The following is a 20,058-nucleotide window of genomic DNA, read 5'->3' as shown; positions in this document are numbered from 1 at the left end:
CCGCCCGGAAGAGCAATCGCCTCACCGGAAGCGGCCTTTGTACGATCGCATCATGACGCGCAACGTGGTGATCAGTGGCGGTGGCACGGGGATCGGGCTCGCGGCGGCGCGGGCCTTCGCGGCGGACGGGGACCGGGTACTGCTCCTCGGACGCCGGGCGGAGGTGCTGGAGAAGGCCGACGTGCCCGGGGCGCTCACCTACGCGGCCGATCTGAGCGACCCGCACGCCGTGCGCGGCGTCGCCCGGTTCGTGGCCGACGAGCTGGGCACCGTGGACGTCCTCGTCAACAGCGCGGGCGGCAGCGGGCTCCTGGAGCCCAAGGCCGACATCGAAGATCCGCTCGAAACCGTCGCGCACACCTGGACCGTGAACTTCCGGCTGAACGTGCTGACCGCGGCCCTGCTCACCGAGGCACTGCGCGACCGGCTCGCCTCACCCGGCGGCCGGGTGCTGTTCCTCAGCTCCATCGCCGCCTACCGCGGCTCCGGCAGCGGCGCGTACGCCGCCTCCAAGGCCGCCCTGCACCCGTACGCCTTCGATCTGGCCCGGGAGCTCGGGCCGCGCGGCATCACGGTGAACGTGGTCGCGCCCGGCTACGTCGAGGACACCGAGTTCTTCGGCGAGGCGATGGACCCGGCGCGGCGCGACCGGCTCATCGCGGAGACGTCGATCGGCCGTGCCGCCACGCCCGGCGACGTCGCCGCGACCCTGCACTGGCTGGCGTCCCCCGGCGCCCGCCACATCACCGCGCAGGTGATCCAGGTCAACGGCGGTGCGGAACGCGGTCGCTGACGCGGGCGGGGATCAGCTCCGGCCCGCCCGCTGCTGTTCGTACGCCTTGAGGAACTGTCCGTCGCGCGAGGATTGACCGTTCCAGCCGGGCGGAGGTACGGCGCCCGCCGTGTTCACCCTCGGCAGCGCGTAGGGATGCTCCTCGGCCAGCCAGCGGATGAGCTCCTCGCGCACCGTGACCCGGGCCGTCCATATGTCGTCCGCGTCCTTCGCGGTCACCAGCGCCCGCACCTGCATGGTGTTGGGCGTCGAGTCGGTGACCTGGAGGCCGTAGGCGCGGCCGTCCCATGCCGGGCAGTGGCGCAGGATGTCGCGCAGCTTGTCGCGCATCGCGTCCACGGGCGCGGTGTGGTCGACGTGGAAATAGACGATGCCGGTCATCTGGGCGCTGCCGCGCGACCAGTTCTCGAAGGGCTTGGAGGTGAAGTACGACACCGGCATGGTGATCCGCCGCTCGTCCCAGGTGCGCACGGTGAGGAACGTCAGCGTGATCTCCTCGACCGTGCCCCACTCGCCGTCCACGACCACCGTGTCGCCGAGCCGCACCATGTCGCCGAACGCGATCTGCAGCCCGGCGAAGAGGTTTGAGAGCGTGGACTGCGCGGCGACACCGGCCACGATGCCGAGGATGCCGGCCGAGGCCAGCAGCGAGGCGCCGGCCGCGCGCATCGCCGGGAACGTCAGCAGCATCGCGCCGGCCGCCACCACCCCGACGGTGGCGTACACCACCCGCATGATCAGCGTGACCTGGGTGCGCACGCGCCGGACCCGGGCCGGGTCGTGGTGGGCGCGGGCGTAGCGGCTGTACGTCGTCTCGACTATGGCCCCCGCGATGCGGATCACCAGCCAGGCAGCGGAACCGATCAGCACCAGGGTGAGCGTCCGGCCGATGCCGACCTGATGCGCCTGCAGGACCTTGGCCTGGTCGTAGGAGCCCCTCAGCAGGGCCACGCAAAGCACGAGCTGGTAGGGGATGCGGCCGCGGCGCAGCAGACCCCACAGGGGCGTCTCGGGGTGCCGGGCGTTCGCCTTGCGCAGCAGGACGTCCGTGCCCCACCCGATGAGCAGGGTGAGTCCGACCGTGCCGCCGACGACGATCACCGGGCGCAGTACGTTCTCCATCCTTGGAACGTAACCAGTGGGGCGCGGCGTGAACCTGTGGCCAAGAACACCCGCCGCGGCGCAGCGCACGGCGTTGTCGGTCCCGGCTGGCACCATGGGCTCATGAACATCATGCTCTTCCACTCGACGTACGGGCTGCGGCCGGCCGTGCGGGCCGCGGCCGACCGGCTCCGCGCCGCCGGGCACGAGGTGTGGACTCCCGACCTGTTCGACGGCCGCACCTTCGAGACGGTCGAGGAGGGCATGGCCTTCAAGGACGAGATCGGGAAGGAAGAGCTGCTCAAGCGGGCCGTCCTGGCCGCCGCGCCCTACTCCGAGCGGGGGCTCGTGTACTCCGGGTTCTCGCTCGGCGCGTCCATCGGGCAGACCCTGGCGCTCGGCGACCACAAGGCGCGCGGACTCCTGCTGCTGCACGGCACCTCGGACATCGCGCCGGGCGCCTCGGTGGACGCCCTGCCGGTCCAGCTGCATGTCGCGGAGCCGGACCCGTTCGAGACGGACGACTGGCTCAGCGCCTGGTACCTGCAGATGGGCAGAGCGGGCGCGGACGTGGAGATCTACCGGTACGCGGGCGCGGGCCACCTGTACACCGACCCGGACCTGCCGGACTACGACGAGGAGGCGGCCGAGGCCACCTGGCGGGTGGCGCTCGGCTTCCTCGACAGCCTGTAGCGGGCTCGCGGCGGCCTACACCGGGTCGTACGTCCGCTCGACCTTCTGTGTGCCGCTGCGCGTGCGGTACGACCGCGCCCAGGACGAGGTGGCGCTCGCGTTCGTACGGTCGGACAGGACGTAGTAGTCCATCTGCGCGCGCTCGGCGGTGATGTCCAGCACGCCGTAGCCGTGGCGGTCGGTGTCCACCCAGTGGACGTGCCGGTTGGCCGCTCGGATGACCGGCGCGGCCACCGCCGAGACGGTGCCCTCGGGGACCTTGACGATGTCGTCGAGGTTGTCGGAGGTGACCGAGGTGACCACGAACTCGGTGGCGGCGGAGGCCGACAGCGGGTAGGTGCCCGCGTCGACGGGGACGTCGTTGGCCCAGGCCATGTGGATGTCGCCGGTCAGGAACACGGTGTTCCGGATCGCGTTGGCCCGCAGATGCGCGAGCAGTTCACGGCGGTCGTCGGTGTAGCCGTCCCACTGGTCGGTGTTGACGGCGAGGCCCTCCTGCGGCAGCCCCAGCAGCTTGGCCAGCGGCTTGAGCAGGTCCGCGGAGAGCGAGCCGATGACGAACGGCGCGATCATCACCGAGTTGCCGACCAGCCGCCAGGTGGTGTCGGACGTCTTCAATCCCGCCTTGAGCCAGTCGAGTTGGGCGCGGCCCGTGAGCGTGCGGTCCGGGTCGTCGACGGAACCGCTGCCCGTGGACGCCTGCTGCGAGCGGAAGGAACGCAGGTCGAGCAGGGAGAGGTCGGCCAGCTTGCCGAAGCGCAGCCGGCGGTAGGTCGTGCCCTCGACGGCCGGGCGGACCGGCATCCACTCGAAGTACGCCTGCTTCGCCGCCGCCTTGCGGGCCGTCCAGGTGCCCTCGGCGCCCTCGGTGTGGTTGACCGCGCCGCCCGACCACGCGTTGTCGGCGAACTCGTGGTCGTCCCAGATCGCGATGACCGGCGCCTTCGCGTGCAGGGCCTGCAGGTCGGGGTCCGTCTTGTACTTCGCGTGCCGGATCCGGTAGTCGGACAGCGTGATGATCTCGTTCGCCGGGGCGTGCGGGCGCACGACCGTGCCACGGGCCGCGTACTCGCCCGTCTTGTACTCGTAGATGTAGTCGCCCAGGTGCAGCCATGCGTCCAAATCGCCCCGGGCGGCCAGATGCCGGTACGCCGCGAAGTAGCCGGCCTCCCAGTTGGCGCAGGAGACCACGCCGAAGCGCAGCCCGGACACGGCGGCGTCGGCGGCCGGCGCGGTGCGGGTGCGGGCGACGGGGGAGTCGGTGCCGCCCGCGGAGAAGCGGAACCAGTAGTCGGTGGCCGGCTCCAGCCCTCGGACGTCGGCCTTCACGGTGTGGTCGGAGGCGGCGGTCGCGGTGACGGACCCCTTGGCGACGATCGCTGTGAACGCCTTGTCCTTGGCGAGCACCCAGGCCACCTCGGTGTCGGGACCGAGCCCGGAGCCGGGCGTCGCCTCCGCGGTGGGTGTCACCCGGGTCCACAGCAGGACGCCGTCGGGCAGCGGGTCACCGGAGGCCACGCCGTGCAGGAAGGCCGGGGTGTCGGCGGCGGCCCGGGCGGGAAGGGCGGCGGCGAACGGGGCGCCCAGAACGGCCGTCGCCGCCGCGGCCTTGACGACCGTACGGCGGCGCGGGGAAAGGGAGTTGACGCTCTCGGATGATCTGTGTCGACTGGTCACGGCCGAGCAGACTACTGACCGGTACGCGCAAAGAGCGGGCGAACACGCAAAGTTCGCCCGCTCTTTCTCCGCCCGACCGCTCAGGCCGGCCCGGGGGACCGGTCAGGACTTGAGCGCGTTGTCGATCGCCGCGTTGAACTCGGGCACCGTCATCGGGGCGTTCTTGCCGTCGGACCCGGTGATCGTCTTGCCGTCCATCTTCAGGGTCGGCGTGCCCTGCACCCCGCTCTTGTTGAAGACGTCGGACATGTCCAGCGCCCACTTGTCGTAGGTGCCGTCCTTCACGGCCTTCTGGAACGCCGCGTTGTCCTTCAGGGCGGGGACGGTGTTCGCGACCTTGATCAGGTAGCTGTCGTCCTTGAACTTGTCCTCGGTCTCCTCCGGGTGCCACTTCGCCGAGTAGAGCGCGCTCTTGTACTCGAGGAACGCCTCAGGGCTGACGTTCAGTGCGGCTCCCATGGCGCTCAGGGCGTTCTTGGAGCCCTCGCCCTGGGTGTTGGTGTCGATGAACGAGGCACCGACGTACTGGATCTTGAACTTGCCCTCGTCGACGTCCTTCTTGACGGTCGAGCCGACCGTCTGCTCGAACTGGGCGCAGATCGGGCAGCGCGGGTCCTCGTACATGACCAGGGTCTTCTTGGCGCTGCTCTTGCCGATCACGACGGTGGTGCCGTTCGTGCCGGAGGTGTTGGCCGGCGCGACGAGCTTCTCGTTCTTCGCGGCCTCCCAGTGGCTGGGCTTGTTGTTCTGCACGACGGCGTAGCCGACGCCGCCGGCGACGGCGAGCACGGCGACGACCGAACCGGCGACGATCAGCTGCCGCTTGACCTTGTCGCGCTTGGCCTGCCGCTCGCGCTCGATGCGCAGCCGCTCACGGGCCGCCGTCTTCGCCGCCTGGCTGTTCCGCTTGCTCATGGGTGATCTCCTCGGGGACGCGCATCGTCGTGCGCGGGGTAAGGGTGGGGACTGGGGTGCTCGGGGTGTCGCTCAGACCAGGGCGACCGAGCACGGCGGTCCACGCCGTCCCAGGGAGTGCACGAAGAGGCGGGTGCGCAGGGCGGTGATCCGGGGCGCCGGGCGCGGGGCCCGACGCACCGGAGCGAGCCGTACCGTCACCGCGGCGACCGCGAGCAGCAGCGGCCGGAACGTGGTCGCGGCCACCGCGCCGAGCAGCTGGGCCAGCGCCCGCTCGCCGCGGCGCAGCCAGGCGGCGGCCAGCAGCCCCACGCTCACATGGGCGGCGAGCAGCAGCCAGGCGGTCTCCGGGTCGGCGTGCGCCAGGAGCCCCGCGATCCGGTCGCTGCCGGTGCCGGTGACCCGGCTGAGCGGGGTGCCCACGCTGCCACCGCTGCACAGCAGGTCCAGGCCCACCGAGCGCAGCGGGCCGGTGACCGGGCCGCCCGCCCTGCCGTAGCAGGCGTGCTGGCCGGTGGTGAACACCGTGTCCGCGGTCAGCTCCAGCGGCACCAGCAGGGCGGCGATCTTCCCGAAGCCGCGCTCACGGCCCGCCAGCGCGTACGCCACGACGAAGACGGCGGCGGCTATGGCGGCCACCGTCCCCATCGGCAGGGGGACCTCGGACAGCAGCACGTGCGACGCGGTGCTGAGTGTCACGACCAGTGCCGTGAACAGCGCCGCGCGTACGGCTCTGAGGTGGGTCCCTGATATGTCCATAGCAGAGGAGAGTGTGTCACGTGCTCCCGTAAGGGAGCACTAAAGGATCGCCGTACCCGGCCCTTCGGTCACAGACCTGGGATCCGGCCGTTGCGGAACAGGTCCACGAAGATCTGGTGGTCCGCACGCGCGCGTGCCCCGTAGGTGTGGGCGAAGTCCACCAGCAGATCCCCGAAGCCGTCCTCGTCGGCGGCGATCGCCGCGTCGATGGCCCGCTCGGTGGAGAAGGGCACCAGGGACTCGCCGGACTGGTCGTCCGCCGCCGCGTGCATGGCGGCCGTGGCGCGGCCCAGGTCGGCGACGACCGAGGCGATCTCCTCCGGGTCGTCGATGTCGCCCCAGTCCAGGTCCACCGCGTACGGCGACACCTCGGCGACCAGCTGGCCCGCGCCGTCCAGCTCGGTCCAGCCCAGCCACGGGTCGGCGTGCGCCTGCAGGGCGCGCTGGGAGATCACCGTGCGGTGGCCCTCGTGCTGGAAGTACTCGCGGATCACGGGGTCCGTGATGTGCCGGGAGACGGCCGGGGTCTGGGCCTGCTTGATGTAGATCACGACGTCGTTCTCCAGGGCGTCGCTGTGGCCCTCCAGGAGGATGTTGTACGACGGCAGGCCGGCCGAGCCGATACCGATGCCGCGGCGGCCGACGACGTCCTTCACGCGGTAGGAGTCCGGGCGGGCCAGGGACGTCTCCGGCAGCGTCTCCAGGTAGCCGTCGAAGGCCGCGAGCACCTTGTAGCGGGTGGCGGCGTCCAGCTCGATGGAGCCGCCACCCGGCGCGAAGCGGCGCTCGAAGTCGCGGATCTCGGTCATGGAGTCCAGCAGCCCGAAGCGGGTGAGCGAGCGGGCGTCGCGCAGCGCGTCCAGCAGCGGGCCCTGGGCGGTGTCCAGGGTGAAGGGCGGCACCTCGTCGCTCTTGGCGCCGGTGGCCAGGGCGTGGACGCGCTCACGGTAGGCCGCGGCGTAGATGCGGACCAACTCGGTGATCTGGTCGTCGCTGAGCGCCTTCGCGTAGCCGATCAGCGCCATGGAGGCGGCGAAGCGCTTCAGGTCCCAGGTGAAGGGGCCGACGTACGCCTCGTCGAAATCGTTCACATTGAAGATCAGGCGGCCCGTGGAGTCCATGTAGGTGCCGAAGTTCTCGGCGTGCAGGTCGCCGTGGATCCACACCCGCGAGGTGCGGTCGTCCAGGTACGGGCCGCCGCGCTTGTCCGCGTCCAGGTCGTGGTAGAAGAGGCAGGCCGTGCCCCGGTAGAACGCGAACGCGGAGGCCGCCATCTTGCGGAACTTCACGCGGAACGCGGCCGGGTCGGCGGCGAGCAGCTCGCCGAAGGCGGTGTCGAAGACGGCGAGGATCTCCTCACCGCGTTGCTCGGCGCTGAGCTGCGGAACCGACATCGCTGGGTGCCTCCTGGTACGGGTGGTGCGTGACGTTTGGGGTCGATCCTCCGCGGGTGTTCCCTCACGCCAACGTCCGGCGGTGTGGGGGAGTGCCCACGTTTTCTCCGCATGAAGGTACGCGCCGGACGCCTCCGGGTGTCAGTGCCGAGGCATAGACTTCGACGCTGTCCCCCAGACTGTCCGCGACCGGGGGACACCGTCGACGTAATGTTTGCCCTGGAGGCTCGAACCGTGTCAAAGCCGCCGTTCACGCACCTGCACGTCCACACCCAGTACTCGCTGCTGGACGGTGCCGCGCGGCTGAAGGACATGTTCAACGCGTGCAACGAGATGGGCATGACCCACATCGCCATGTCCGACCACGGCAACCTCCATGGGGCGTACGACTTCTTCCACTCCGCGAAGAAGGCCGGAATCACCCCCATCATCGGCATCGAGGCGTACGTCGCCCCCGAGTCCCGGCGCAACAAGCGCAAGATCCTCTGGGGCCAGCCGCACCAGAAGAGGGACGACGTCTCCGGTTCCGGTGGTTACACCCACAAGACGATGTGGGCGGTGAACAGGACCGGCCTGCACAACCTCTTCCGCCTGTCCTCCGACGCGTACGCCGAGGGCTGGCTGCAGAAGTGGCCCCGCATGGACAAGGAGACCATCGCCCAGTGGTCCGAGGGGATCGTGGCCTCCACCGGATGCCCCTCCGGCGAGGTGCAGACCCGGCTGCGCCTCGGCCACTTCGACGAGGCCCTGAAGGCGGCCGCCGACTACCAGGACATCTTCGGCAAGGACAAGTACTTCCTGGAGCTGATGGACCACGGCATCGAGATCGAGCGCCGGGTCCGTGACGGCCTGCTGGAGATCGGCAGGAAGCTCGGCATCCCGCCGCTGGTCACCAACGACTCGCACTACACGTACGCGCACGAGGCCGGCGCCCACGACGCCCTGCTGTGCATCCAGACCGGCAAGAACCTCTCCGACCCGGACCGCTTCAAGTTCGACGGCACCGGCTACTACCTGAAGTCCACGGAGGAGATGTACGCCATCGACTCCTCGGACGCCTGGCAGGAGGGCTGCGAGAACACCCGGCTGATCGCGGAGATGGTCGACACCGAGGGCATGTTCGTCAAGCGCGACCTCATGCCCAAGTTCGACATCCCCGAGGGGTACACCGAGGTCACCTGGTTCCAGGAGGAGGTCCGCCGCGGCATGGAGCGCCGCTTCCCGGGCGGCATCCCCGAGGACCGCATGAAGCAGGCCGAGTACGAGATGGACGTCATCATCCAGATGGGGTTCCCGGGCTACTTCCTCGTGGTCGCCGACTTCATCATGTGGGCCAAGAAGAACGGCATCGCGGTGGGCCCCGGCCGTGGCTCGGCCGCGGGTTCGATCGTCGCCTACGCCCTCGGCATCACCGACCTCGACCCGATCCCGCACGGCCTGATCTTCGAGCGGTTCCTCAACCCCGAGCGCATCTCGATGCCCGATGTCGACATCGACTTCGACGAGCGCCGGCGCGTCGAGGTGATCCGGTACGTGACGGAGAAGTACGGCGCCGACAAGGTCGCCATGATCGGCACCTACGGCACCATCAAGGCCAAGAACGCGATCAAGGACTCGGCGCGCGTGCTCGGCTACCCGTACGCGATGGGCGACCGCATCACCAAGGCCATGCCCGCCGACGTCCTCGGCAAGGGCATCCCGCTGTCCGGCATCACCGACCCCAGCCACCCCCGCTACTCGGAGGCGGGCGAGGTCCGGTCGATGTACGAGAACGAGCCGGACGTGAAGAAGGTCATCGACACCGCACGCGGTGTGGAGGGCCTGGTGCGGCAGATGGGCGTGCACGCGGCCGGCGTGATCATGTCCAGCGAGACCATCACCGAGCACGTCCCGGTCTGGGTGAGGCACACCGACGGCGTGACCATCACCCAGTGGGACTACCCGAGCTGTGAGTCGCTCGGCCTGCTGAAGATGGACTTCCTGGGCCTGCGCAACCTCACGATCATGGACGACGCCGTCAAGATGGTGAAGGCGAACAAGGGGATCGACATCGATCTCCTGAGCCTCCCGCTCGACGACCCCAAGACCTTCGAGCTGCTCCAGCGCGGCGACACCCTCGGCGTCTTCCAGTTCGACGGCGGCCCCATGCGCTCGCTGCTGCGGCTGATGAAGCCCGACAACTTCGAAGACATCTCCGCCGTGTCGGCCCTGTACCGGCCGGGCCCGATGGGCATGAACTCCCACACGAACTACGCGCTGCGCAAGAACGGGCAGCAGGAGATCACGCCGATCCACCCCGAGCTGGAGGAGCCGCTCAAGGAGGTCCTGGACGTCACCTACGGCCTGATCGTCTACCAGGAGCAGGTGCAGAAGGCCGCCCAGATCATCGCCGGCTACTCGCTCGGCGAGGCCGACATCCTCCGCCGCGTGATGGGCAAGAAGAAGCCGGAGGAGCTGGAGAAGAACTTCGTCATCTTCCAGTCGGGCGCCCGCAAGAACGGCTACAGCGACGAGGCGATCCAGGCGCTGTGGGACGTGCTGGTCCCGTTCGCCGGCTACGCGTTCAACAAGGCCCACTCGGCCGCGTACGGCCTGGTCTCCTACTGGACCGCGTACCTGAAGGCGAACCACCCGGCCGAGTACATGGCCGCGCTCCTCACCTCGGTGAAGGACGACAAGGACAAGTCGGCCGTCTACCTGAACGAGTGCCGTCGCATGGGCATCCGGGTGCTGCCGCCGAACGTCAACGAGTCCGAGTCGAACTTCGCCGCGCAGGGCGACGACGTGATCCTCTTCGGCCTCTCCGCCGTGCGCAACGTGGGTTCGAACGTCGTCGAGTCGATCATCCGCTGCCGCAAGGCCAAGGGGAAGTACGCGTCCTTCCCGGACTACCTGGACAAGGTCGAGGCGGTCGTCTGCAACAAGCGGACGACGGAATCGCTCATCAAGGCCGGCGCCTTCGACTCCCTGGGCCACACCCGCAAGGGCCTGATGGCGCAGTACGAACCGATGATCGACAACGTGGTCGCGGTCAAGCGCAAGGAGGCCGAGGGGCAGTTCGACCTCTTCGGCGGCATGGAGGAGGAGAGCAGCGAGCCCGGCTTCGGCCTCGACGTCACCTTCACCGACGAGGAGTGGGACAAGACCTATCTGCTCGCCCAGGAGCGGGAGATGCTCGGTCTGTACGTCTCCGACCACCCGCTCTTCGGCCTGGAGCACGTGCTGTCCGACAAGGCGGACGCGGGCATCGCCCAGCTCACCGGCGGCGAGCACGCGGACGGCGCGGTCGTCACCATCGGCGGCATCATCTCCGGCCTGCAGCGCAAGATGACCAAGCAGGGCAACGCGTGGGCGATCGCCACGGTCGAGGACCTCGCCGGCTCCATCGAGTGCATGTTCTTCCCGGCGACCTACCAGCTGGTGTCCACCCAACTCGTCGAGGACGCCGTGGTGTTCGTCAAGGGCCGCCTCGACAAGCGGGAGGACGTGCCCCGGCTGGTCGCGATGGAACTGATGGTTCCGGACCTGTCGAACGCGGGCACCAACGCCCCGGTGGTGCTCACCATCCCGGCCGTGAAGGTCACCCCGCCGATGGTGAGCCGCCTCGGCGAGATCCTCAGCCAGCACAAGGGCGACAGCGAGGTGCGGATCAAGCTCCAGGGGCCGCGCAAGACGACGGTCCTGCGCCTGGACCGCCATCGGGTCAAGCCGGACCCCGCCCTCTACGGCGACCTTAAGGTCCTTCTCGGCCCGTCCTGCCTGGCGGGCTGATCACCCGGAGTGACTCAGCAGACAAGGGGCGCACCCGAGAACGGGTGCGCCCCTCTTTTCTGCGTCGGCCCTCGCGCGCGGGCCTCGGCATCAGCCCTCGTGCAGGCGTCAGTTGTGGCCGAAGTTCTTCTGCTTCTTACGGGTAACATCCGCCGGGCTGCCCGGGGTCTGCGCCATCGGAGACGTGTGCGCCTCCGCCGTGGGCCGCTGGGTGTGCTCCTGCGCCTGCTCGCCCTTCGGCGAGCGGTTCTGCGGGCCGGCCTGCTTGCGGTTCTTGTTCTTGGCCATGGTGGTGCCTCCTGTGGGGACTAGGGGCCAGGGCCGGGACCAGATTCACATAGCCTGACATCAACCGCATGTCGGACAATTACCCTGCGTGACGCAGTCCTTCGCGCCCCCGTCCCCCGGATACGCCACGCCGAAGATCGAGTTCCGGCCGTTAACCTCTCCGCCGTCGGGCAGACTCGAAGCAAGCCCGAAGCAAACCTCCCGGAAAGAGGGTGGATCGCGTGGACCGCTGCATCGTCCTGGTGGACGCCGGGTATCTGCTCGGGGCTGCCGCCAGCCTCCTCGCCGGGGAGCCCTCGCGGTCCCGGATCACCGTCGACCACGCCGCCCTCATCCAGGGACTGCGGGAGCGTGCCGAGGCCGACACCGGACGGCCACTGCTGCGCATCTACTGGTTCGACGGCGCTCCCGACCGCGTACCGCAGCCGGAGCACCGCCGGCTGCGCGTGATGCCCCGGGTGACCGTGCGCCTCGGCGCGCTGACCCGCAGCGACGGGCGGTGGGCGCAGAAGGGCGTCGACGCCGCGATGCACGCCGAGCTGACCGAGCTGGCCCGCAACCGCGCGTGCTCGGACGTCGTGCTCGTCACCGGCGACGGGGACCTGCTGCCGGGCATGATGGCCGCCAAGGAGCACGGGGTCGCCGTGCACCTGTGGGCCGTGCAGGCCGCGGACGGCGACTACAACCAGTCCGAGGACCTGGTCGCCGAGGCCGACGAGCGACGCGTGCTCGACCGGGCGTGGATCACCCAGGCCGTGCGGCCCAAGGAGCTGGGCGGGGTGTGCGCGCCGCCGCCCGCGCCCCGGCCGGAGATCGCCGCGATCCTGTCGGCGCCGCTGCCCGAGTCGGCGCTCACGGCTGCCACGGAGCGGCCCGCCGCCGAGCCGGAACACGTCCCGGCGGCCGCGTCGCAGAACGGCGCCCAGGAGCGGTTGCCGGTCACCAAGGGCGTCCCGACCCCGAAGGACCTCGCGGCGCTGCGGTCGCCGCAGACCGCGCAGCAGCCCGCCGGGGCGACGCTTCGCTGGTCGTCCGACAAGGGCTGGGTGGACCGGCCCGTCGCGGCCGAGTCGCCCGATGCCGCCTCGCTGCCCACACTGGCGCAGCTGACGACCGCGGAGCAGCGGTGGGCCGACCGGGAGGAGGACATCACCACGGTCGGCGGCGACCCCTACGAGGTGGGGCAGGTCTTCGCCCGGCGGTGGATCTCCCGCCTGGCCGACGCCTCCCACCTGCAGAAACTGTCGAGCATGTACCCGCGGGTGCCGCACCGCATCGACGGTGAGCTGCTGCGGTACGCGGCCCGCTTCGGCCTGCTCGCCCACAAGGACGACCAGATCGACGAACACGACCGGTACGCGATCCGCGCGGGCTTCTGGCGGGAGATCGACCAGCGCACGGCGGCGGAGGCGCCCGCCGGCGATTGACACACCGCTTCGGACCGCGGTCTCGGCGGGCCCCGGGAACCGCTCGGCGGGCGGTACCCCTTACCCTCGTCCTTTGTGAGCAAGCGCAGCGCAACGGCACCACGGCACAGTGACGACGTCGTGTGCGCCGTGCGCGGGCTGACCAAAACCTATCCGGCGGTACGGGGGCGGCGCGGCACGCCCGGGACGCCCGAGGTGCGGGCCACCGACGACGTACGGCTGGACATCCGGCGCGGCGAGATCTTCGGACTGCTCGGACCGAACGGCGCCGGCAAGTCCACCCTGGTACGCCAGTTGACCGGACTGATGCGGCCCGACAGCGGCAGCGTCGAGATCCTCGGGCACGACATCGTGCGCCACCCCGAACGGGCCGCCCGCATCCTCGCCTACCTCGGCCAGGAGTCCACCGCCCTCGACGAGCTGACCGTCTCGCTCGCCGCCGAGACCACCGGACGGCTGCGCGGGCTCGACCTGCGGCACGCCCGCGAGGAGCGGGACGCCGTCCTCGACGAACTCGGGCTCGCACCGATCGCCTCCAGGCCGCTGAAGAAGCTCTCCGGCGGCCAGCGCCGGCTCGCCTGCTTCGCCGCCGCGCTGATGGGGGAGCGACCGCTGCTGGTGCTCGACGAGCCGACCACCGGCATGGACCCGGTCGCCCGCCGCGCCGTGTGGGGCGCCGTGGACCGGCGGCGGGCCGAGCGCGGGACGACCGTCCTGCTGGTCACCCACAACGTCATCGAGGCGGAGACCGTCCTCGACCGGGTCGCCGTCCTCGACCGGGGCCGGATCATCGCCTGCGACACCCCGGCCGGGCTCAAGGAGCGCGTCGCCGGGGAGGTCCGCGTCGAACTCGTGTGGCGCGAGCGGGCGCCCCTGGAGGTGCCCGAGGTCGCCGCGCTGCGCACCCGCGCCGTGGAGTCCGGGCGCCGCTGGTCGCTGCGGATGGCCCCCGAGGAGGCGCGCGCGGCCGTCGCCACCGTCACCGGGGGCGCCGCCTTCGCCGCCCTCGACGACTTCACACTGGCCACGCCCAGCCTGGAGGACGTCTACCTGACGCTCGGCGGCAGCGGCCAAGGGCTGGTGAAGGCATGAGCGCGGGGGCCGTCGTGTCCGTATGGAGCTCTGGGGGGAGCCCCACGGGGACCTTGGGGAAAACGAAGAGGAGCAGCGCGAGGTGAGTGTCGTACCCGCCGGGGTTCTGCCCGGCGCCCGGGCGACGGACGACGGTGCCGTGGACGGCGCCGCCCTCGGACCGCGGGCGCGGCTGTGGCCGTCGATGGCCGCCGTGTACCGGGCCCAGCTGTCCAGGGCGCGGGTCGCGCGGATCCCGCTGCTGTTCGTGGCGACCTTCCAGTCGATCGGCATCATGATCATGATGCGCGGGGTGGTGAGCGGCGGCGGGAGCGACGCGTGGTCCGTGGTCGCCGGATCGTCCGTGCTCGTGGTCGCGTACGTCGGTCTGAACCTGCTCGCCCAGTACTTCGGCCAGCTGCGCGGCAGCGGCGGGCTCGACCACTACGCCACGCTGCCGGTGCCGGCCGCGGCGGTGGTGCTGGGCGCCGCGGCGGCCTACGCCTCCTTCACCGTGCCCGGGACCCTGGTGACCGCCGTCTTCGGGTGCGTGCTGTTCGGACTGCCGCTCGCCCACCTGTGGGTTCTCGCGGCGGTGATCCCACTGGCCGGTGCCGCGCTGTCCGGGCTCGGCGCCGCGCTCGGCCTGCTCGCGCCGCGGCCGGAACTGGCCACGCTGCTCGGGCAGTTGGGCATGTCGGCGGCGCTGTTGCTGGGCGTGCTGCCGGCGCACCGGATGCCGGAGGCCATTCAGGTCGCGCGCGACCTGCTGCCGTCGACGTACGGGGTGGAGGCGTTTGCGCGGACCTTCGGCGGGCATCCGGACTGGGCGTTCGTCCTCGGCGACCTGGGCGTGTGCGCCGCCGTCGGGGTGGCCTCGCTGGCCATGGCGACCTGGGCATACCGCCGGGCGGCCGTCCGGTGACGCGGCTGACAGACACGCCTGGCAGGATGTGAAGGTGACCGCTCCGTTGACTCCGCCTCCGCCGCCGCATGAACAGTCCCCGCACTCTTCGCACGAGGCGTGGCGCGCCGTGTCCGAGCCTGTGGGGATCGGGCCGGCCCCGCACGGTGCCACGGCCGTCTACGGGGCGGACGGGCCCGGCATGAAGACCGAGCTGCGCGAGGCGGCCGTGATCACGGTGGGCGTCGCGCTCGCCGGGGCGCTGCTCGGGGTGCTGTGGTGGTGGTTGGCGCCGCATGTGCCGCTGGTGGGGGACAAGGTCGACAACAACTGGGTCGTCTATCTGAAGGACACCGAGGGGGAACAGGCGATCGGGGTGGACGGGACGTTCACGCTGCTCGCGGCCGGCTTCGGTGTGCTCAGTGCGCTGGTCGTCTTCCTGGTGCGCAAGCGGGGCGGGGTGCCGCTGGTGGTGGCCCTCTGTGTGGGCGGACTGCTGGGTTCGCTCCTCGCGTGGCGGTTGGGGGTCTGGCTGGGGCCCCCGCACAACGTCATCGCGCACGCCAAGGCCGTGGGCAAGGGAGTGACGTTCTCCGCCCCGCTGAAGCTCGGCGCCAAGGGCGCGCTGCTGGCGTGGTCGGTGGCGGCGCTGGTGGTGCACCTGGGGCTGACGGCGCTCTTCGCTCCGCGGGATCCGGATCCGTACGGGATGGCCGCGCCGCCGGCGTAGCCCCTCGGGGGTGCGCGCAGGAGGAGTCCCGTCCCGCCGCCCCTGGCCTTCCCGTCCCTGGGGCTGCGCCCCCGGACCCCCGCATCGGCCTGCGGCCTGGTCCTCGGACGCCGGACGGGCTCGGAGTGCCCGTCCGGCGCTTTCTGTGACGGGTGGTGGTCACGCCGGCCGGTGGCCGTGGTTGGCGTGGCCCTTCTTCATGCGCCATTTGCGCTTGCGTGTCCTCTTCGACATATTTCCGTACTAGCCGAGGACGGGCTGTCCGTCGAGTGGTCAGGCGCGGGCGATCGGTGCCAGCGTCGCTTCCGTGAGCTTGGCCAGGTCCTCGGGGGACAGCTCCACCTCCAGGCCCCGGCGGCCGGCGGACACGCAGATCGTGGTGTGCGAGGACGCCGACTCGTCCAGCACCGTGCGGAGCTTCCTGCGCTGGCCGAGAGGCGAGATGCCGCCGCGTACGTAGCCTGTCGTACGCTCCGCGAGCACCGGGTCCGCCATCGCCGCCCGCTTGCCGCCCACCGCCGTGGCCAGCGCCTTCAGGTCCAGCGAACCCGCCACCGGGACCACCCCGACCACGAGCGCCCCGTCCACGTCGGCCACCAGCGTCTTGAACACCCGGTCGGGGGAGACCCCCATCGCCTCGGCCGCCTCCTCGCCATAGGACGGGTGGGACGGGTCGTGGTCGTAGGCGTGGACCGTGAACTCCACGCCGGCCGCCGTCAGGGCCACGGTCGCCGGTGTTCCACCGGACTGCTGCTGCTTCTTCGACTTCTTCGCCATCCGGCCGTTCCCGTTCCCGCAGAGCGTTCGTGCGTCAGTTCAGACTCGTCGGCGTCCGTGTCAGCTCGGTCGCCGGCAACGACGGCAGGTTACGGATGATGGCCGTCTCCGCGCGAAGCAGTTTCAGCTCGTCGCGCAGGCGGGAGGCGGTGTCGGGCGCCTGCAGCAGCCGCTGCTTCGTCGGCGTGTCCAACATCACCGCGGCGGCCACCAGGTACGACACCACGGCCGGTTCGTCCGGCAGGTCGGCACCCGCCGACAGGGACCTCTCCCGTGCGCCCGCCAGCCGCTTCTGGTACTGCCGGAACGCCCGCAGCACCCCCTCGGCCAGCGCGCCCGCCTCGTCGCCCTGTTCCTCCGGCAGCTCCTCCAGCTCGGCCGTCAGATACGGGCCGGAGGTGTCCACCGAGAGCACACGGACGCGGGTCGTGCCCGTCGCCAGCACCTCGAACGAGCCGTCGGCCCGCTCCCGGATCGTCGCCGCGTCCGCGATACAGCCCACCGCGTGGAACGCCTTGGCGGGGTCGGACCCGAAGCCGGCCGCGGGCCCGCGCTCGGGCAGCGCCGTGGGATCCGGCATGCCCGGCGCGCTCGGCGCCACCTCGTGGCCGTCGCGGATGGCGACGACGGCGAACCGGCGCGGTTCGTCCTCGGGGATCTTCAACAGGTCGCGCATCAGGGCGCGGTAGCGCTCCTCGAAGATGTTCAGCGGGAGCACGAGCCCCGGGAACAGCACCGAGTTCAGCGGGAAGAGCGGGAGCCGGACGGTGGTCACGACCCGAAAGCCTAATGGTCGCAGCGGGGCCTGTGGCCTGTGTGGTCGTTCAGGTGCCCGATCAGTTGCCTGCCGGGGGGAGGGATGAGCGGCAGAAGCCGCTCGGGCATGTGCGGCGGAACCGGCGACGCCACCGCCCGTCGCACCGCCTCCCGCACCTCCAGGAAACGGCCCAGCGGGTCGTCGCAGATCCGGTCCCAGGGGAACGACGTGGCGTACGGGCCGGTCATGCGCAACTGCGTGAGCGCGTCCTGCCAGCGCTCCAGCCGGACCAGCACGAAGACGAGGAGATTGCGGATCTCCGCGGGCCACGGGTCGGCGGCCGCGAACCGCGACGACAGCGCGATCGCCCGGTCGGCCGCCGCGTCCAGCCGTCCCCGGGTCACGACCACTCCGTCGCCCTCCGTCAGGTACTTGAACGCGGCGCGCACGGGCAGCGCCTGCACCAGGGAGTCCGACGGGGCGTCCTGTGCGGCGGTCTCGGCGAAGTCGAAGCACTCCCAGTGCGAGTCACCGGGCCTGTGCGGAGTCCTTCCCCACTGGGCGCTGCACGCGGCCGACAGGTACTGCAGGGCGGCGACATGGCAGCCGTAGTGGTGCGGGGAGCGGCGTACGGCCTCGGCCCACAGCCGCTCGTACTCGGCGTGGCTGGCGTGCGCGCCGCGCGCGTGGTCGAGCGCCACCCGCCACGGCACCGGGTCCCCGGGATCGCCCTCGGTCGCCGCGGTGACCAAGGGGCCGACCCTGCGCAGGAGTTCGACACGGGCCGGCGACTCCCAGCAGCGGGCCACCGCGAGTTGGGCGCTGACCAAAGCGGCGTCCGGATCGTGCGGGGCGGCCTCGTGCCAGTCCGTGAGCCATTCGTCGCGCGAGCGGGCGAAGGCGCCGAGCCGTGTCACGTACCGGTCGCGGTCCTCCCACTCGGCGGCCTGACGTGTGGCCGCGAGCAGTTCGGCCGCCGGACCGTAATCGCCGCGGCCCGCCGCTACCAGGGCGGGGGCCAGGCGGTCGTCGGGCGCGTCGAGAAGGACCTCGTCGTCGGCGGGCAACCCGTCGGCGAGGCGCGAGGAGGTGCGAGCCATCCGTGGCGTACGGATGAAGGGGCGGAGCATTGCCATGGTGTCGACCATTGAAAAGCCGCAGGTCGGGGAAGCGCCAGCACAAATGCGTAACCCGCGTTTGGTTGTACGCGGAAAGTTCAAGAACAGGTAAAAGGTAACCGTTTGATCGCTGATGGACCTCTATGCGCAGGCCCCATCCGTCACACAGGATCAATTTCGTCGCAGGAGCCTCGTCGCCCCCGCCGCGACCGTCGTGGCCAATATCCAGCCGAGCAGGATCACAGCCGTCGACAGCCACTGCCAGGCCCCGTTCAGCCGCCACTGGCCCGCCTGGCCCAGATCGATGACCGGCAGCAGCAGGTCCAGGGCGAACAGGGAGGGGTTCCACGCCGGATGCCCGTCCTTGTTGACCGGCGGATGGCTCGCGTGCGAGAACGCGATCGACGCCGCCGCCCACAGCACCGCCATCCACACCGCCGCGCGGCCGGGCCGGTACCCGTAGGCGACCGTCCAGTCCTGTACGTAGCCCCACAGCTTGGCCGCGAGCGGCAGGGTCTCGCGGCGGCGCCGCTGCTTGGCGAGCAGAACCTCGCGCGCGTCCTCGTCCTCGCCGGAGTTGCGCAGGACGGCCGCGAGCCGTTCGTACGGCTCCGGGTTGTACTCGGCGGTCGCCGCCGCCACCCACTCCAGACGCCGGGCGAGCGGGAAGGCGTCCTGCGGCACGAGGTTCTCGTAGGCGAAACCGCCCATGTGCAGGTCGCCGAGGCCGGGCCAGCTGGTCCAACGGTCCACCAGGTTCACGATCCGGGCGCCGGAGAGGATCACCTTGCCCCGCTCGGGCCGGTCGCCCAGGAAGCGCAGCTCGGGCGTCTGGACCCGGCGCAGCGACAACTCCTGGTCGTCGTCGAGGACGAACCGGGCGCGGTCCAGGTCGACCGCGTCCCCGAACCGCCCGTCGTCGAGCCGGATCCCGCCCCGGCACTCGAATCGCTGCACCCGGGTGCCGCGCGCGGGCGTGGTGCCACTGCTCTGCAGCGGATTGCCGACGCCCGCCGGAGTCAGGTACAGGGTGCGCTCGACCGTCAGCTGCGGGGCGTTCAGTGCCAGCCGGGTGTACGGGTTGGTCAGGCGGGCGCCGCGCAGGCTCAGCGACACGCCGACCTTGGCGCTGCGCATGCTCAGCTCCCCGTGCGACTCCAGCATGTCGGCCTGCAGGTCCTGGCCGACGGTCAGCCCGTCCGCGGAGATGGAGCGGCCGCGCCGGTCGCGGTGGACGACGGCCTGGTTGAGCATCAGGTCGGTGCCGATGTGCGCGTCCGTGAGCCGCACCCCGCCCTGGAACCGGCAGCGCGCCAGATGCAGGTCGCCCTCCGTGTGCACACGCGCCGCCTCCAGACGCGGCACCGAGCAGTCCACGAGCCGCACGGTCGTGAAACGGGCCTCCGGCAGCAGGACCTCCTTCTCGAACCGGCAGCCGTTCAGCTCGACGTACGGCACGACCGTGCCGCCCGCGAGATCCAGGGTGTCCGTGATCCGGATGCCGGTCAGCTTCAGCGACGAGACCCGTCCCGCCAGCGCGGGCGGGCCGTCGAGGAGCAGCCAGGCCACGATCCGGGCCCGCACGCTGCGCTCGGGCCCCCAGGGACGGTCGCCGTGCGGATCGTCCACGGCGGGGTCCCCGTCCCGCAGGTCGTACTCGCTGCCGTTGCGGAATGCCTGCCACATTCCGGCCTCCGCGGCGGTCAGTCCGTCCGGCACGTAGTCGACACGGATGCCGGCACCCTCGGTCACGGCTCTTCCTTCCTCCCCAGCTACTCGTGGGTTTCGTACGACCGTTCATGCCCGCTGTGTGAGGGCCCGAACGCGGAAGGTGAAGGGGATCTTCCGCCCACTGCCACCACCCATCGAATCCGGCCACCCCG

The 20,058-nt window shown here is 70.9% G+C and carries 17 protein-coding genes; 7 read left to right on the top strand and 10 right to left on the bottom strand.

Annotated features, from left to right (window positions below; all coding sequences use genetic code 11):
- Nucleotides 1–52 precede the first annotated feature (52 nt).
- Nucleotides 53–793 carry an SDR family NAD(P)-dependent oxidoreductase gene (locus tag ACIRC0_RS13450; RefSeq protein ID WP_403615344.1) on the top strand — a complete coding sequence of 247 codons (741 nt, stop codon included), beginning with the start codon at nt 53–55 and terminating at the stop codon, nt 791–793.
- Between the two features lie 12 nt (nt 794–805).
- On the opposite strand, the gene ACIRC0_RS13445 is transcribed toward ACIRC0_RS13450, so the two are convergent.
- Nucleotides 806–1,915 (bottom strand): mechanosensitive ion channel family protein, encoded by a 1,110-nt coding sequence (locus ACIRC0_RS13445; RefSeq protein WP_403615341.1) that lies wholly within the window; start codon nt 1,913–1,915, stop codon nt 806–808.
- A 102-nt stretch (nt 1,916–2,017) separates the two neighbouring features.
- Here ACIRC0_RS13445 and ACIRC0_RS13440 point away from each other — a divergent pair, with 102 nt between their 5' ends.
- A complete protein-coding gene (locus ACIRC0_RS13440; RefSeq protein WP_366028427.1) occupies nt 2,018–2,587 on the top strand; it encodes a dienelactone hydrolase family protein in 570 nt (189 codons plus the stop codon).
- A gap of 15 nt (nt 2,588–2,602) precedes the next feature.
- Here ACIRC0_RS13440 and ACIRC0_RS13435 read toward each other — a convergent pair whose 3' ends face one another.
- The 4 genes from ACIRC0_RS13435 to ACIRC0_RS13420 all read right to left on the bottom strand — a co-directional run bounded on the left by ACIRC0_RS13435 (nt 2,603) and on the right by ACIRC0_RS13420 (nt 7,332).
- Nucleotides 2,603–4,264 carry an alkaline phosphatase D family protein gene (locus tag ACIRC0_RS13435; RefSeq protein WP_403615338.1) on the bottom strand — a complete coding sequence of 554 codons (1,662 nt, stop codon included), beginning with the start codon at nt 4,262–4,264 and terminating at the stop codon, nt 2,603–2,605.
- A 102-nt stretch (nt 4,265–4,366) separates the two neighbouring features.
- Complete coding sequence (locus ACIRC0_RS13430; protein WP_403615336.1) at nt 4,367–5,179, bottom strand: DsbA family protein; 813 nt, start codon at nt 5,177–5,179, stop codon at nt 4,367–4,369.
- A 72-nt stretch (nt 5,180–5,251) separates the two neighbouring features.
- Nucleotides 5,252–5,938 carry a hypothetical protein gene (locus ACIRC0_RS13425; protein WP_403615333.1) on the bottom strand — a complete coding sequence of 229 codons (687 nt, stop codon included), beginning with the start codon at nt 5,936–5,938 and terminating at the stop codon, nt 5,252–5,254.
- Nucleotides 5,939–6,006: 68 nt separating this feature from the next.
- Nucleotides 6,007–7,332 (bottom strand): DUF2252 domain-containing protein, encoded by a 1,326-nt coding sequence (locus ACIRC0_RS13420; RefSeq protein ID WP_403615331.1) that lies wholly within the window; start codon nt 7,330–7,332, stop codon nt 6,007–6,009.
- 234 nt (nt 7,333–7,566) lie between these two features.
- On the opposite strand from ACIRC0_RS13420, the gene dnaE reads away from it, so the two are divergent.
- On the top strand, nt 7,567–11,103 hold the full coding sequence (dnaE, locus tag ACIRC0_RS13415; RefSeq protein WP_403615328.1) for a DNA polymerase III subunit alpha: 3,537 nt from the start codon (nt 7,567–7,569) through the stop codon (nt 11,101–11,103).
- A gap of 108 nt (nt 11,104–11,211) precedes the next feature.
- Here dnaE and ACIRC0_RS13410 read toward each other — a convergent pair whose 3' ends face one another.
- Nucleotides 11,212–11,391 carry a hypothetical protein gene (locus ACIRC0_RS13410; protein ID WP_403615326.1) on the bottom strand — a complete coding sequence of 60 codons (180 nt, stop codon included), beginning with the start codon at nt 11,389–11,391 and terminating at the stop codon, nt 11,212–11,214.
- A gap of 221 nt (nt 11,392–11,612) precedes the next feature.
- Between ACIRC0_RS13410 and ACIRC0_RS13405 the strand changes: the two genes are divergently transcribed.
- The 4 genes from ACIRC0_RS13405 to ACIRC0_RS13390 all read left to right on the top strand — a co-directional run bounded on the left by ACIRC0_RS13405 (nt 11,613) and on the right by ACIRC0_RS13390 (nt 15,523).
- A complete protein-coding gene (locus tag ACIRC0_RS13405; RefSeq protein WP_403615323.1) occupies nt 11,613–12,818 on the top strand; it encodes an NYN domain-containing protein in 1,206 nt (401 codons plus the stop codon).
- A gap of 120 nt (nt 12,819–12,938) precedes the next feature.
- Nucleotides 12,939–13,910 (top strand): ABC transporter ATP-binding protein, encoded by a 972-nt coding sequence (locus ACIRC0_RS13400; protein WP_403616479.1) that lies wholly within the window; start codon nt 12,939–12,941, stop codon nt 13,908–13,910.
- An 82-nt stretch (nt 13,911–13,992) separates the two neighbouring features.
- Nucleotides 13,993–14,814 (top strand): ABC transporter permease, encoded by an 822-nt coding sequence (locus ACIRC0_RS13395; protein ID WP_388987613.1) that lies wholly within the window; start codon nt 13,993–13,995, stop codon nt 14,812–14,814.
- 34 nt (nt 14,815–14,848) lie between these two features.
- A complete protein-coding gene (locus ACIRC0_RS13390; protein WP_403615321.1) occupies nt 14,849–15,523 on the top strand; it encodes an AAA family ATPase in 675 nt (224 codons plus the stop codon).
- A 273-nt stretch (nt 15,524–15,796) separates the two neighbouring features.
- Here ACIRC0_RS13390 and ybaK read toward each other — a convergent pair whose 3' ends face one another.
- From ybaK to ACIRC0_RS13370, 4 genes are all read right to left on the bottom strand, one after another.
- Complete coding sequence (ybaK, locus tag ACIRC0_RS13385) at nt 15,797–16,300, bottom strand: Cys-tRNA(Pro) deacylase (protein WP_403615318.1); 504 nt, start codon at nt 16,298–16,300, stop codon at nt 15,797–15,799.
- Nucleotides 16,301–16,334: 34 nt separating this feature from the next.
- Nucleotides 16,335–17,075 carry an LON peptidase substrate-binding domain-containing protein gene (locus ACIRC0_RS13380; protein ID WP_403615315.1) on the bottom strand — a complete coding sequence of 247 codons (741 nt, stop codon included), beginning with the start codon at nt 17,073–17,075 and terminating at the stop codon, nt 16,335–16,337.
- Nucleotides 17,076–17,086: 11 nt separating this feature from the next.
- Complete coding sequence (locus ACIRC0_RS13375; protein WP_403615312.1) at nt 17,087–18,193, bottom strand: hypothetical protein; 1,107 nt, start codon at nt 18,191–18,193, stop codon at nt 17,087–17,089.
- Between the two features lie 153 nt (nt 18,194–18,346).
- A complete protein-coding gene (locus ACIRC0_RS13370; RefSeq protein WP_403615309.1) occupies nt 18,347–19,927 on the bottom strand; it encodes an oxidoreductase in 1,581 nt (526 codons plus the stop codon).
- Nucleotides 19,928–20,058 lie beyond the last annotated feature (131 nt).

Origin of the sequence: Streptomyces sp. NPDC093984 (assembly GCF_044764595.1) — a bacterium.
In the GTDB taxonomy this organism is placed as follows: Bacteria; Actinomycetota; Actinomycetes; order Streptomycetales; family Streptomycetaceae; genus Streptomyces; species Streptomyces cynarae.
The sequence above is the reverse complement of the archived record's forward strand: the minus strand, read 5'-3'. Positions and strand labels throughout refer to the sequence as shown.